Origin of the sequence: Kaistella flava (ex Peng et al. 2021) (assembly GCF_015191005.1) — a bacterium.
Lineage (GTDB): Bacteria > Bacteroidota > Bacteroidia > Flavobacteriales > Weeksellaceae > Kaistella > Kaistella flava.
The window spans coordinates 1624198-1638093 of sequence record NZ_CP040442.1; the positions used below are offsets into that span (position 1 = coordinate 1624198).

14 protein-coding genes are annotated in these 13896 nt (G+C 34.7%); 5 read left to right on the plus strand and 9 right to left on the minus strand.

Annotation, left to right across the window (positions count from 1 at the left end; translation table 11 throughout):
* Positions 1 to 14: 14 nt before the first annotated feature.
* The 3 genes from Q73A0000_RS07445 to Q73A0000_RS07455 all read right to left on the minus strand — a co-directional run bounded on the left by Q73A0000_RS07445 (position 15) and on the right by Q73A0000_RS07455 (position 3290).
* Positions 15 to 788, minus strand: coding sequence for a ParA family protein (locus Q73A0000_RS07445; protein ID WP_193813422.1), 774 nt, complete (start codon positions 786 to 788; stop codon positions 15 to 17).
* 169 nt (positions 789 to 957) lie between these two features.
* Positions 958 to 1773: an energy transducer TonB gene (locus tag Q73A0000_RS07450; RefSeq protein ID WP_193813423.1), complete on the minus strand. Its 816-nt coding sequence runs from the start codon at positions 1771 to 1773 to the stop codon at positions 958 to 960.
* Positions 1774 to 2003: 230 nt separating this feature from the next.
* Positions 2004 to 3290 (minus strand): adenylosuccinate synthase, encoded by a 1287-nt coding sequence (locus Q73A0000_RS07455; protein ID WP_193813424.1) that lies wholly within the window; start codon positions 3288 to 3290, stop codon positions 2004 to 2006.
* Positions 3291 to 3454: 164 nt separating this feature from the next.
* Between Q73A0000_RS07455 and hpt the strand changes: the two genes are divergently transcribed.
* From hpt to Q73A0000_RS07480, 5 genes are all read left to right on the plus strand, one after another.
* On the plus strand, positions 3455 to 4012 hold the full coding sequence (hpt, locus tag Q73A0000_RS07460) for a hypoxanthine phosphoribosyltransferase (protein WP_193813425.1): 558 nt from the start codon (positions 3455 to 3457) through the stop codon (positions 4010 to 4012).
* A 19-nt stretch (positions 4013 to 4031) separates the two neighbouring features.
* Positions 4032 to 4610, plus strand: coding sequence for an adenylate kinase (locus Q73A0000_RS07465; protein WP_193813426.1), 579 nt, complete (start codon positions 4032 to 4034; stop codon positions 4608 to 4610).
* An 86-nt stretch (positions 4611 to 4696) separates the two neighbouring features.
* Positions 4697 to 5680: a GTPase ObgE gene (gene obgE / locus Q73A0000_RS07470; RefSeq protein WP_193813427.1), complete on the plus strand. Its 984-nt coding sequence runs from the start codon at positions 4697 to 4699 to the stop codon at positions 5678 to 5680.
* Between the two features lie 93 nt (positions 5681 to 5773).
* Positions 5774 to 6247 (plus strand): DUF6438 domain-containing protein, encoded by a 474-nt coding sequence (locus Q73A0000_RS07475; protein ID WP_193813428.1) that lies wholly within the window; start codon positions 5774 to 5776, stop codon positions 6245 to 6247.
* A 207-nt stretch (positions 6248 to 6454) separates the two neighbouring features.
* Entirely contained in the window at positions 6455 to 7711 is a 1257-nt protein-coding gene (locus tag Q73A0000_RS07480; RefSeq protein ID WP_193813429.1) for a DEAD/DEAH box helicase, read from the plus strand.
* Positions 7712 to 7775: 64 nt separating this feature from the next.
* Here Q73A0000_RS07480 and Q73A0000_RS07485 read toward each other — a convergent pair whose 3' ends face one another.
* The 6 genes from Q73A0000_RS07485 to Q73A0000_RS07510 form a co-directional block, all read right to left on the minus strand.
* Positions 7776 to 8897 carry a 1-acyl-sn-glycerol-3-phosphate acyltransferase gene (locus Q73A0000_RS07485; protein ID WP_193813430.1) on the minus strand — a complete coding sequence of 374 codons (1122 nt, stop codon included), beginning with the start codon at positions 8895 to 8897 and terminating at the stop codon, positions 7776 to 7778.
* A 9-nt stretch (positions 8898 to 8906) separates the two neighbouring features.
* On the minus strand, positions 8907 to 9671 hold the full coding sequence (locus Q73A0000_RS07490) for a TatD family hydrolase (RefSeq protein ID WP_193813431.1): 765 nt from the start codon (positions 9669 to 9671) through the stop codon (positions 8907 to 8909).
* A gap of 128 nt (positions 9672 to 9799) precedes the next feature.
* Positions 9800 to 10753, minus strand: coding sequence for a GSCFA domain-containing protein (locus Q73A0000_RS07495; RefSeq protein ID WP_193813432.1), 954 nt, complete (start codon positions 10751 to 10753; stop codon positions 9800 to 9802).
* Positions 10754 to 10807: 54 nt separating this feature from the next.
* Entirely contained in the window at positions 10808 to 11779 is a 972-nt protein-coding gene (locus tag Q73A0000_RS07500) for a polyprenyl synthetase family protein (protein ID WP_193813433.1), read from the minus strand.
* Positions 11780 to 11987: 208 nt separating this feature from the next.
* Positions 11988 to 13130, minus strand: a complete 1143-nt coding sequence (locus Q73A0000_RS07505) for an inorganic phosphate transporter (RefSeq protein ID WP_193813434.1) — start codon at positions 13128 to 13130, stop codon at positions 11988 to 11990.
* Between the two features lie 30 nt (positions 13131 to 13160).
* Positions 13161 to 13799 (minus strand): DUF47 domain-containing protein, encoded by a 639-nt coding sequence (locus Q73A0000_RS07510; RefSeq protein WP_193813435.1) that lies wholly within the window; start codon positions 13797 to 13799, stop codon positions 13161 to 13163.
* Between the last annotated feature and the right edge of the window lie 97 nt (positions 13800 to 13896).

Sequence of the window (13896 nt, forward strand, 5' to 3'; positions counted from 1 at the left end):
CCGCAAATCATTTCTTAATTATTGATTAAATTTTCGTTTTTCAACAAAACTTCTTCGGCCAACTGAAGGTACTGAATCGCTCCTTTGCTTTCTGCATCGTAATTTAAAATACTTTCGCCGAAACTTGGTGCTTCACTTAAACGAACATTTCTACTGATAATTGTTTCAAAAACCATTTCAGGGAAATGGAGGTGAACTTCTTCTACCACTTGATTTGATAGTCTTAAACGAGAATCAAACATGGTCAAAAGTAAACCTTCAATATCTAAATCTTGATTATGAATTTTTTGAACATTTTTAATGGTGTTCAATAATTTACCCAAACCTTCTAATGCAAAATACTCGCACTGAATTGGAATAATCACAGAATCTGCTGCTGTTAGCGCATTCACCGTAATCAATCCTAAACTTGGTGCACAGTCGATAATGATATAGTCGTAATTATCTCTGATCGATACCAACGCTTTTTTAAGCATGTACTCGCGGTTTTCACGATCGACTAACTCAATCTCCGCCGCAACCAAATCAATATGAGATGGGATAATATCCAAATTAGGAGAAGCCGTTTTTTGAATACATTTTTCTACTTCTACACTGTGTTCTAACAAGTGATAGGTAGAAAAAGTAGCATCTTCGATCCCTAAACCTGAAGTTGCATTTGCTTGAGGATCCGCATCAATAAGTAGAATCTTCTTTTCCAAAACTCCTAATGCTGCAGCGAGATTCACCGCAGTTGTAGTTTTACCTACGCCGCCTTTTTGATTAGCAATCCCTATGATTTTAGCCATTATATAAAATTTAATCCCCAAAAATACACTTTTTTCTGATTTTTAAATGATTCCAAAACCTTCAAATAAAGTTAAAGTATTATAAATTAACAACTTACCGATAAATAAAATTATCCACAAAACAATGTATTTTGTGGATAAGTCTTATCTTTTTAAGTTAACTGCTTATTTATTCAAATTGCATAGAAATTGGGAACTTGAAATAACTTCTTACATTCTCGCCATTTAACTTGGCAGGAATCCATTTTCCTTTTACTGCTTTAATGGTTTTTATAGCTTCACGATTAAAATCTGAATTTGATCCTGTTGCATTTACTTCGCTAATCGTTCCGTCTTTTTCAACAATGAAAACAATAGTTGTTTTCACCACCTCACTGGTTCCATCCATCGCAGAAGTATTAAACTGATTGACCACTTTATTTCTGAAAGCATTAATTCCGCCCATAAAATCCGCTGAAACATCTACCGTTGTTTTTGGAGTATTATCAACTGGTTTTTGAACACTAATTTCAGGACCCTTTACGGGAATATCCTGTACTGCCGGCTGAGTGTAACTAACGGGTGGAACTCCAACTATATCTTTGGTTCCAGCTACTACATGATCGTAATCCGATTGCTTCGGCATTACTTTTTCGACCTTAGCATGTTTCGTTGGAGTTGGAACAGTAGAGTCCAAAGTATTAACTGGCGCTGCTACCGGAGGCGTTGTTTGCACAACAACCGGCGGAGCTTCAGGTGGATCTACATTGTGAATTTCATAAGGCGGCGGAACTTCAACTATGATCGGAACTTCTGTAGCATTGAAAACATTCATTAATAATGGGGTGATTGCGACCATGGCAAAAACGCCTATTCCGATGAACATCGATTTTGTTAGAATGTGATCTGCTTCGTTTCTTAAAACATAAGCACCGTAATTTTTATTTCGGTTTTCAAAAAGAATTTCGTCCAGTTGAAATTCTTTGTTTTGGAGTAGATTTTTCATCACTAAATTATTTTAATTGGTTAAGGTGTAAAAAGCATTTAATGATTATTAGTTTTATATATTATTTTAAATAACTTTAAACTTATATCAAAATTAAAGCCAATATTTTGTTAATTAGTAAAAGATACCATCCAAAACATAATATAAAAATAATTTTAACTTTAAAACCAAAAAACCACTCTCTGCAGAGTGGTTTACCTTTATTTATTACTAAAAAACGATTCTAAAACTTAAAATAATTCTTTTCTAATAATATTCTGACTTCTTTCAGGACCAACTGAAACTAAATAAACATTGATTCCTAAATAGTTTTCAATAAACTCAATATATTTTTTTGCATTAGCAGGAAGTTCATCATACGTTCTGGCGTGCGTAATATCTTCGTCCCAACCTTCCAATTCTTCATACATTGGTTCGTACTTATATAATTTCGTCGTTGAAGAAGTGAAGTAGTCGATAATTTTACCGTCTTCTGTTTTGTATTTGGTTGCAATTTTCAAAGTAGGCATTCCCGAAAGAACATCTAATTTGGTAATGACTAAATTATTAATTCCATTAATCATGGTTGCATGTTTTAATGAAACCAAATCTAACCAACCACATCTTCTTGGTCTTCCTGTAGTTGCACCGAATTCATGACCAATTCTTCTCATCTCTTCACCGATCTCGTCGTTCAGCTCCGTAGGAAAAGGACCATTTCCAACTCTTGTTGTATATGCTTTCGCAACACCAATTAAATTCTGAAGACTTGTTGGAGGAACTCCGGCACCGGAACAAACTCCACCTGTTGTTGGCGAAGAAGAGGTAACGTAAGGATACGTTCCGAAATCGATATCTAACATGGCAGCTTGCGCTCCTTCAAACAAAATATTTTTACCATCGTGAATTGCTTGATTCAATTCAACTTCGGTATCAACGATTCTGTCCTTTAATGTTTCACCAAGTGCTAAAAACTCATTGTAAATTTCATCAAAGTCTAATTTTGGTTTCTCGAAATATTTTTCGAAAAGTGAATTTTTAGTTTTAAGATTTTTCTTGATTTTTTCTGCTAAAACCTCAGGGTTTAACAAATCAACCATACGAATTCCAACTCTTGCGATTTTATCTTCATAGCAAGGTCCGATTCCTTTTTTGGTCGTTCCGATTTGCGTTCCACCTTCTTCTTCTTCACGGTACGTATCGAGCAAAATGTGATACGGCATAATAACATGCGCTCTTCTGCTGATAAAAACGTGATCGGTACGCATTCCTTTTTCTTCAATCTGACCGATTTCTTTCAAGAATGCTTTCGGATTTACGACTACTCCATTGGCAATAATACATTTTCCTTTACACTGCAAAACTCCCGAGGGAAGCAAGTGTAAAACAAATTTCTCTTCACCAGCATAGACAGTGTGTCCAGCGTTATCACCGCCTTGAAAACGCACCACATAGTCTGATTTTGCGGAGAGTACATCCGTAATTTTTCCTTTGCCTTCGTCGCCATACTGAAGACCAACTACAACGTAAGTTGCCATATTTTACTTTTTTTTTAGATTTCTACAAAATTAGTTTTTATAATAATCTTGAACAAAATTTAGAGATAAAAGATTTACAACCTTTTACATCTCTTATATATGGTATCGATTAACAGCATTCACTTTCAATTTATTTCCTTAAATTTGCACTTTAGAAAAAAAATATGGATATAGTTAAAATTCACGATAAAGAATTCGTCCCGTACATGAAAAACGACGAAATTCAAGCACTCATTAAAGATCTTGCACAGAAAGTTTATGAGGATTATAAAGATGAAGTCCCTGTTTTTATAGGAGTTTTGAATGGCGTTATCATGTTTTTCTCAGACTTCCTAAAGCACTATCCAGGACAATGCGAAATTGCTTTTCTTCAAATGAGTTCTTATGTAGGAGGACTACAATCTACAGGAATTGTCTATAAAAAAATGGACTTAACCAAAGAAGTTGAAGGTCGTCATATCATCTTAATGGAGGATATCATCGATACTGGAAACACGATTGAAAGTTTATTCGAATACTTTAAAAACACGCAGCGTCCAAAATCTTTAAAAGTAGCCTCTTTATTATTAAAGCCGGACGTTTACAAAAAAGAGTTTAAAATCGATTACGTTGCTAAAGAGATCCCAAATAAATTTGTCTTAGGTTACGGACTTGATTATGATGAATTAGGAAGAAATCTTCCAGACTTATATCAATTATCTGAAGGAAGAATAAATCACTAAAAAATAAATCTGATAAATAATGATAAATATCGTTCTATTCGGTCCTCCAGGAAGCGGAAAAGGTACACAAGCACAGAATTTGATTGAAAAATTCAATTTGAAACAAATTTCTACTGGTGACTTATTTCGTTACAATATGAAAAACAACACCGCATTAGGTGAGTTAGCAAAATCATATATCGACAAAGGCGAATTGGTTCCAGACCAAGTAACCATTGACATGTTGACCGATGAATTGAAAAAACCATGTGATGCACAAGGATTTATTTTCGACGGATTTCCAAGAACAGCAACCCAGACAGAAGCTTTGGAACAAATCGTTAAAGAAGTTTTAAACAGCGATATCAATGTTTGCCTTTCTTTAATAGTAGAAGATAAGGTTTTAGTTGAACGCCTGTTGAAAAGAGGAGAAACCAGTGGAAGAACTGATGATTCAAATCAAGAAATCATCAGCAATAGAATTAAAGAATATTACGCAAAAACTGCAGAAGTTGCCGAGTTGTACAAACAACAGGGAAAATATGTAGAAGTAAACGGAGTTGGAGCAATCGATGAAATCTCTGAAAAACTTTTTGCGGAAGTAGAAAAAATAAAATAAAAAAATCGTTATTGCGAGCGCAGTAAAGCAATCTGTTGAATTGGATTGCTTTGTCGTTTTTTCTCGTCATAACTAAGAACTGAATTATGTCAAATTTCGTAGATTACGTAAAAATCCATTGTACAAGTGGTCATGGTGGTGGAGGCTCAGCGCATCTTAACCGTGAGAAATATGTTCCAAAAGGTGGACCTGATGGTGGAGATGGTGGACGTGGTGGTCACGTAATTTTAAAAGGAAATGCGCACGAGTGGACTTTGCTTCCACTGAGATACACAAGACACATTAAAGCAGAACGCGGTAAAAACGGGAGTAAAAACCAGTTAACCGGTGCTTATGGTGAAGACGTCTATATTGAAGTTCCGCTTGGAACCATTGCTAAAAATGAAGAAGGAGAAGTTGTTGCTGAAATTTTAGAACATGGTCAGGAAATTATCTTGATGCACGGTGGAAAAGGTGGAAAAGGTAATGAGCATTTTAAATCTTCTACCAATCAAACTCCAAGATATGCACAACCGGGATTGCCTGGTGAAGAAGGCTATATCACTTTTGAATTAAAATTGCTTGCTGATGTAGGATTAGTAGGATTTCCAAATGCTGGAAAATCAACTTTACTGGCAGCAGTTTCTGCAGCAAAACCAAAAATTGCCAACTACGCTTTTACAACGTTGACGCCCAATTTAGGAATTGTAGATTACCGGAATTACAAATCTTTCGTAATGGCAGATATTCCAGGAATCATCGAAGGTGCTGCGGAAGGTAAAGGTCTTGGACATCGATTCTTAAGACATATTGAAAGAAACTCCATTCTTTTATTCTTAATTCCGGCCGATTCAGAAAGTCATTTTGAGGAGTTTAAAATTCTGGAAAATGAATTGCAGGAATATAATCCGGAGCTTTTAGATAAAGATTTCATTATTTCTATTTCTAAAGCAGATCTTTTAGATGATGAATTGAAAGCTGAAATTTCTAAAGAATTCCCTGAAAACAAGCAACCTATTTTCTTTTCAGCTGTTACCCAAGAAGGATTAATGGAATTGAAAGATGCAATCTGGAAACAGTTACACGGATAAGATTTATAAACGGATATAAAAATAATAGGTTTGCTTTTAGCAGATCTATTTTTTTTTGGAATAATAATTGAAATCAATTTTCAAAATAAAAATATGAAATACGTACTCAGTCTTTTCTCTTTCCTTCTGATCGTTTCGTGCGCTACAACTAAAACAACTTCCAAGTATTCCAAAATTGAATATTCTGCCGGACCTTGTTTTGGCTTCTGCCCTATTTTTAAAATGACGATTAACAGCGACAGAACTGCAACATTTGAAGCAGAACGCTTTAATTTCTCGCGAGATACAGAATCACAAAAAAGCGAAGGATCTTTCCAAGGAAAAATTGATCAGGAACATTACAATCAATTAATTTCCCTTCTGGATTCTTTACCCAAAGATTTAAAAGATGATTATGGAAATAAAAACGTTACCGATCTGCCAACTTCTAATTTAACCCTTAATTATCAAGATGGACACCTTAAAAAAGTCCAGGATTACGGCAAACGTGGAACACCAGAGTTAGTAAAAGTATATCAGTTTTTTGAAGATTTAAAAACCAATCAAAATTGGACGAAGATTGAATAATTCATAAATATCCATTACTAAAAATAATTAAACTATATTTGCAAAACTAAATTCCTTCTTCACGGAAGGATTTTTTATGGACGATGTCATTCTAGATGAATCCGCTTCCCTGCGGAATTGAAAACTTTAAAAGTTTTTTACTTCATTTCCTTCGTTACATTATTTATAGAATGACACGAGTTTCATTTTAATTAAAAAACATTTCATTTGAATTTTACCGACTTAAACTTAATTGATCCTATCGCAAAAGCGCTTAAGGAAGAGGGTTACACCCAACCAACACCTATTCAACAAAAATCGATTCCCCACATATTGCAAGGCAGAGATTTACTGGGAACCGCACAAACCGGAACAGGAAAAACTGCAGCATTTGCGATTCCTATCCTACAAAATTTAGCAATCAAAAATGCTAAAAACAATCACATTAAAGTTTTAATTCTTACTCCAACGAGAGAATTAGCCATTCAGATTGATGAGAGTTTCAAATCTTACGGAAGACACTTGAAATTAAGAAATCTAGTGGTTTTCGGAGGTGTAAAACAAGCTGCCCAAGAAAACGCTTTAAGAAGAGGCGTTGATATTTTGGTAGCAACTCCAGGAAGATTACTGGATTTTATTTCTCAAGGAATTATTTCATTAAAGCATTTAGAAGTTTTCGTTTTAGACGAAGCAGACAGAATGCTTGATATGGGATTTGTTCACGATGTGAAGAGAATTATTAAATTGCTTCCACCAAAAAGACAAACCCTATTCTTCTCGGCGACGTTCCCGGAAGAAATTAACAAATTAGCGAGCTCTATGCTTACTAATCCAATTCAGGTTGAAGTAGCGCCCGTTTCTGCAACGGCTGATACGATTCAACAGAAAGTATATTTCGTTGATAAAGACAACAAACTGGATCTGTTAACGCATATTTTACAGCAAGAAATTAAGGAATCTGTTTTGGTATTTTCACGTACAAAACATGGTGCTGATAAAATTGCCAGAAAACTACAAAGCCATAAAATTTCTGCAGAAGCAATTCACGGAAATAAATCTCAGAATCAAAGACAGAACGCTCTTACTAATTTTAAATCTGGAAAAACGAGAATCTTAGTTGCGACTGATATTGCAGCCAGAGGAATCGACATCGATGAGTTGAAATATGTAGTAAATTTTGAATTGTCTGACGTGTCTGAAACTTATGTTCACCGTATTGGTAGAACAGGAAGAGCGGGTGCAGAAGGAAGTTCAATTTCTTTCGTTGACGGTCTGGATTTATTAAATCTAAAGAACACAGAGAAACTAATCGGCAAGAAAATTCCGGTTGAAAAAGAACATCCTTTCCATACTGAGAATTTAGTAGCTGAAAAAAGAGATTCTAATAACAAACCTTTCAGACCAAGACCGCAAGGCCAAGGGAATGCAAGTAACAGTCATAGTAAGAAGCCTAACAATAAGAGTAATTTTTCGAGAGGAAAATAGGTTGTTGCTAAAAAACATTTGCCACGAACTCGCGAATTAATCATTTGTGAATTCGTGGCATTTTTTATAGATTTAGTTTGTTAAAAACAGGATTTGCGTACATTTCCAAAAGCGCTTGATTCATACAATGATTATTTTTAACAATGCTTAAATTCATTCTTTTGATAAAGAATTGCTTTTCCTGTTCAGTATAATATTTCGAATATAGAGTGCTGTTTTTCAGTAAATCTGCAGCAATATAATTACTTGGCCAAAGTTTGTAACCCTCTACAATTTTTTTGGTTAAAACCTCTGCCAACTTCTGTATTTGCTTATTAGAATTCGAAACGGAGTTTTCAATATCCGTATAAATCTCATCTTCTATCTTGCCAAAATGCAAGTGAATTCTTTTCTTTTGGCCAGAAACGCCCGTCATAATATTGAGAAAATCTTCGTTTTTGTGCTTTTCTTGATTCAGATGATCTGCGCACATTTTTTCAACTTTCAATTTGTCTGTCGGGTCTAACTCATAAGAAATAGAAACAGGAACTACTTTTAATTTTTTAAAATATTGACAAGGTTTACTTTGCTCATCAAACATAGAAATCATTTTCAAAACGCCAGCTTGGGTGAAATCATTACCATCTTTAGCACGACCTTCTCGCTGCGCAATCCAAACCGAGCGATTTTCACTGGTTAACAATTGGAAAATATATTCAGATAAAAGTTTGCTGTTTTCTAAAAGTTCCCTTGGCGCTGCACTACGTTTTACAAAAAAATTCCGGTTTAGTTTTGCCAAAATAAGGTATAAATCTCTTTGCACCAAATTATCTCCAATGACCGATGCTGTCAGGTTTAAACCTTTCTCTAACAAAGCAAAATTTAACAAACAGGTGTCTAAAAGAATATCCCGGTGATTGGATATAAAAAGATAAGATTCCTTTTTATTCAAATTTTCTGCTCCAGAAATAGTAAACCCGTCAGAACTTGCTTTCAAAACATTCTTGATACTTGGGTAAATAATGAATTTCTGAAAATCTTCGATAGAATGGATATCGCCAACAATTTGCTGTATTTTTTCATCTGAAATATTAGGAAGACTATAATGCAGAAGAAGTTTCATCATAGGATGGCGCATTATAAAGCGTATTGCAGGATTCACTTCTTCGGGATGATAAAATCTTATGCTGTCGAATTTCTTTTTCATTATTTTTCTTTACCTATTAAAAATCCGATTTGCGTTATCTGTAGTAATTCTATCGATTTCGGAAAAGTCTTTATTGTAAATATTCACGAGTTTTCCAACAACCAAATCCAGATAAGAACTTTCGTTTCTTTTTCCGCGATGTGGAACAGGAGCTAAATAAGGAGAGTCGGTTTCTAAGACGATTTTATCTAAAGGGATTTCGTTTAAGAATTGATCGATCTTTCCATTTTTAAAGGTGACTACTCCACCGATTCCTAAAATGAAGTTTAGGTTAATCGCTCTTTTTGCCTGGTCCAAATCTCCTGAGAAGCAATGGAAAATCCCCCGTAATTTTGGATGCTTTTTTCGGTCTAAAACTTCAAATGTTTCATCGAAACTTTCTCTGGTATGAATAACAATGGGTAGATCTTTTTCAATCGCCCAATCGATTTGTTGTTCAAAAGCTTTTACCTGAATATCTAAAGTGGTTTTATCCCAATACAAATCAATTCCGATTTCTCCGATGGCTGCGAATGGTCTTTGGTTTAAATAATCTTCAACTAATTTCAGTTCCTGTTCCCACGATTCTGGTTTTACATAACATGGATGTAATCCCATCATAGAAATAATCTGATTTGGATATTCACTTTCCAAAGCGAGCATTTTTTCGTGCGTTTCAGAATTAATGGCTGGGAGATAAAATTTGGAAACGCCTTTATTTAAAGCTCTTTCGATCATTTCTTTTCGGTCTTCGTCGAATTCTTCGGAATACAAGTGAGTGTGGGTATCGATCATTTTGGTTGTAAATTTTAGGATTTAGGTAGTAAGTAATTAGTTAAAGAAAACAGATTTTAAATAAAAAATTTTAAACCATTAAGAATGATGAAGGAGTTAAGAATATTAAGTTTTGAATCCTTCGGATTTTAATTAAATATTTTATGCTTTACTTTCGCTTGTTGCATCGAAATTCTTTCTTTTATCTTTTCTAAAAACTCCTGGTATTTTGGATTTTTATCATCAGAGGTTTTATGATCTAAAGACTTTGCTATTTTTAAATTCTCTTCGATAAAATCCATGGTCTCATCGGAAAAATAAGCGTTTCCAAACTTTTCCCAGATATAATTAATTGCTTGATTATTGGGATGAATTAAATCTTCTTTGTAGAAACGATAGTCCCGTAAATCATCCATTAAAATTTCATAAACCGGCAGATAATGGCAGTTTTCAAATTGTGGCAAAATTTCATGAATCGCTGAAATCAATTTCGATTTGCTCAAATTGTTTTCGACCATTCCATCTTTGGTGTGACGGACTGGCGAAACAGTAAATAAAATTTGAACATTGGGTTTTGCGATGTCTTTCAGATTAACGATGGTTTCATAAATGGAATCTGTTAATTCTAAATTGGTCAATAATCTCTTTTCGAAATATTTTGCAGGAATTTTATGGCAATTTGCGACCAGTTTTTTCTTCGGTAGAAATTCATAAATATAGGAAGTTCCATAAGTAATAAGAATCCAGTTGGTGTTTTGGAGAAACTGATTTCCGGCGTCGATTTGAGAATTAATCCGGTCTAAAGTCTGATGAAGAAACCGAGAATTAAAGGAAGTGTGATGATCCAGGGAAATTACTTCTTCATTAAAACTAATTAAATCCGATTCTTCATAAAACCGAGCATCATGTAATTTCTTGATACTTTGATTGATGGAAAACGGATTGAAAAGCGTCCCAAAAGGATTATTAAAAGTTTGCAATTGTCCATCTTGAAGCAAATCGCTCATTTCGGTTGCAAAGCAAGAACCGATTGAAAAGATTTGATCTTCAACTTCAATTTTTTTATCGGAATTGGGAATATCTACTTCTGTTCTAAATTTCATTGGTCAAGGAGACGATTATGATTTGTTAATGTGATGATGAAGGAGAATTCTTATTTAGCTTTCTCTGCGCAATAAGTAATTAGCAAGTTCTACAAACGGCTTTTTCTTTTCGTCGGAAACATTGATTTTATTGAGATACTGCTGAGCAAGATCATTATGTTCCTGAATAAGATGTAACGCTTTCTCATCCACTCTTGCACGACGGAATATTTTTTCTACGCTGTAGACTTTGTCCACATTATCGGTTTTCTTAGAATACCAAAATTCGAGTTCTTTCTTTTCTTCTTCGGTTGCGTGTTCCTTGGCTAAAAGATACAGGACCGTTTTTTTATTTTCGTAAATATCTCCTGCATGTTGTTTACCAATTTGTTCCTGGTTACCGAATACATCTAAATAATCATCCATGATCTGGAAAGCAATTCCAACATGTTTTCCAAAATTGAAAATGGCTTTTGCATCTTTAAAATCTGCACCGGCGATTAATGCACCAATTTCAAAAGAGGAAGCACTTAGAATCCCTGTTTTGTAGGTAATCATTCTGATGTAATCATTGAAAGTAACTTCTTCCTGAGTCTCAAAATTGATATCATATTGTTGACCTTCACAAAGCAATAAACCAGTATGAATGAAAACACGCATGCATGCTTTATACAAATCAGGTTCTAGATTTTCAAAAAATTTAATGGCTTTGAACATCAAGGCATCTCCGGAAAGAATCCCTGTATTAATTCCATGCAAAGTATGAATAGTAGCTTTACCGCGTCGAAGTGGCGCTTCATCCATAATATCATCATGAATCAAGGTGAAGTTATGAAAAAACTCTATTGCTAAAGCAGGTCTAATTGCTTTCTTTAAATCACCACCAAACATTTCACACGCCATCAAGACCATCATCGGACGAAGTCTTTTTCCACCATGTGAAATAATATAATTCATGGGAGCATAAAGTTCCTCGGGTTTATCTTTGAAGATATATTTTTGAATCGCGGTAGCAACCATCTCCTGATATTCATCTAAAAACTGCATAAATTTCTTGTTTGTGCAAAAATACGATTTAAAATAATTCTTTACCTATTAAAACAGGCACAAAAAAGAAGCCGTCTCATAACTATATGAAACGGCTTTTTTTATGTTTTTCTCACGGACTCCTGTCAGAGCATGGGTGTCAACTATTAGAATCTCAGAAGGTCAGTTGGAGTATTGAGACACTTTCTCCTATTATATAAAATATCTATTATCTAAAAAACACCACTACCAAATAAGTAACTCCTGCAACAAAGGCAGAAATTGGTATGGTTAAAATCCAAGCCCACAATAAACTTACGGTAATTCCCCAGCGAACTGCAGAAACTCTTTTGGTTACGCCTACCCCGATAATTGCACCGGTAATAGTATGGGTTGTTGAAACTGGAATTCCGAAATGTTCTGAAATGAAAAGCGTAATTGCTCCAGCAGTTTCAGCTGCCACTCCTTCTAATGGAGTAACTTTCGTAATACGTGTTCCCATGGTTTTTACAATTTTCCAACCGCCACTCATGGTTCCTAAAGCAATCATTAAAAATGACGTAAAAGGAACCCAGAAGTAATGTTCTACAAAATAATTAAACTGGTGCGTACTGTCTAAAGCTAAATAAACAGGATCGTGTAAAGTCTGTGTATGATGGTAAATCACAGCTGCTCCAATAATACCCATTACCTTTTGCGCATCATTGGTACCATGTCCTAAACTGAACAAGGCTGATGAAACTAACTGTAATTTCTTAAAAACATTATCGGCTTTTCTAGGGCTTGATCTTTTCGAAACATTGACGATAAACAAAGTGATTACAATCGAAATCGCAGAACCAATCAATGGTGCCAGGAAGATGAATAAAAAGATCGGAATCACTTTATCATACCTGACGACATCCTGCGTAAAGAGTTGCTTAAAGGCCAGAATCAGTTTATCAAAAGTAGCCAAGTCCGGTTGAGCCAAAGCAATCACATGATAATCAGTCACCAAGGCATGCATTAACGCAGCACCTAAGAAACCACCAATTAAGGTATGTGATGAAGAGGAAGGAATCCCAAACCACCAAGTTAATAAGTTCCACGCGATTGCGGCAACCAGACCCGCAAAGATGACTTCAAGATTAATGAAGTCGGTATTAACGGATTTGGCAATCGTATTCCCGATCTTAAATTCTCCGATAACATAGGCAGCCAGGAAAAATGCTGCAAAATTCCAGACGGCAGCCCAAAGAACTGCTTGGAAAGGGGTTAATACTTTTGTTGAAACGATGGTCGCAATAGAATTTGCGGCATCGTGAAACCCATTGATATAGTCAAATATTAAGGCTAATACAATGATTATTATAAGTAGAATCGGTAAATCCATTCTTTTCTTTATACTAAGTTAGGGAATAGATTAAGCGTATTTAATCAAAATACTGTCAATCGTGTTTGCAACATCTTCTGCTTTGTCAGTCACTGTTTCCAGATATTCCAAAACTGATTTTACTTTAATAATTAAGAGTGCATCATTGGTATCAAACAATTTAACAATTGCCTGACTCAATACGTCATCAGCGATATTTTCGAAAGAGTTGATTTTAATACAAGATTCTTTGACTGCTTTTGGATCTTTAAAATCGTTCAAGTTTTTAAGAGCCAATTGAACTTCAAGACAAGATTTGTAAATTAAAAGAGTAAATTCAGTGTAAGCAGGATCCAGTGGTGCTTTGTATAAATAAATATATTTAGCAGACGCATACATAAAATCAGCAATATCATCTAAACCACTCGCTAAATGACTGATGTCTTCTCTGTCAAATGGAGTGATGAAGTTTTCTCCTAACTGCACGAAAATTTCATGTGTTAAATCATCCATTCTGTGTTCGTAGTCACTCATGTGTTGTAACATGGTGTCATCATTAATGTCAAAGTCAAGTAAACTTTCGTGAAATTCTTTTGACATCGCTACAAGCTCTTCTGCTACTTTTTCAAACAGTACAAAAAACACTTTGTCTTTCGGCTGGAACATTTTAAAAATATTTCCGATTCCCATTTTAATTCATTTAATAATTAGTGGTGCAAATTTCCGAAAAAGAGTGATAGGTTTCTCGTTTTTATATTAATCTTTCTTAACATTGAAAAATAGTTGC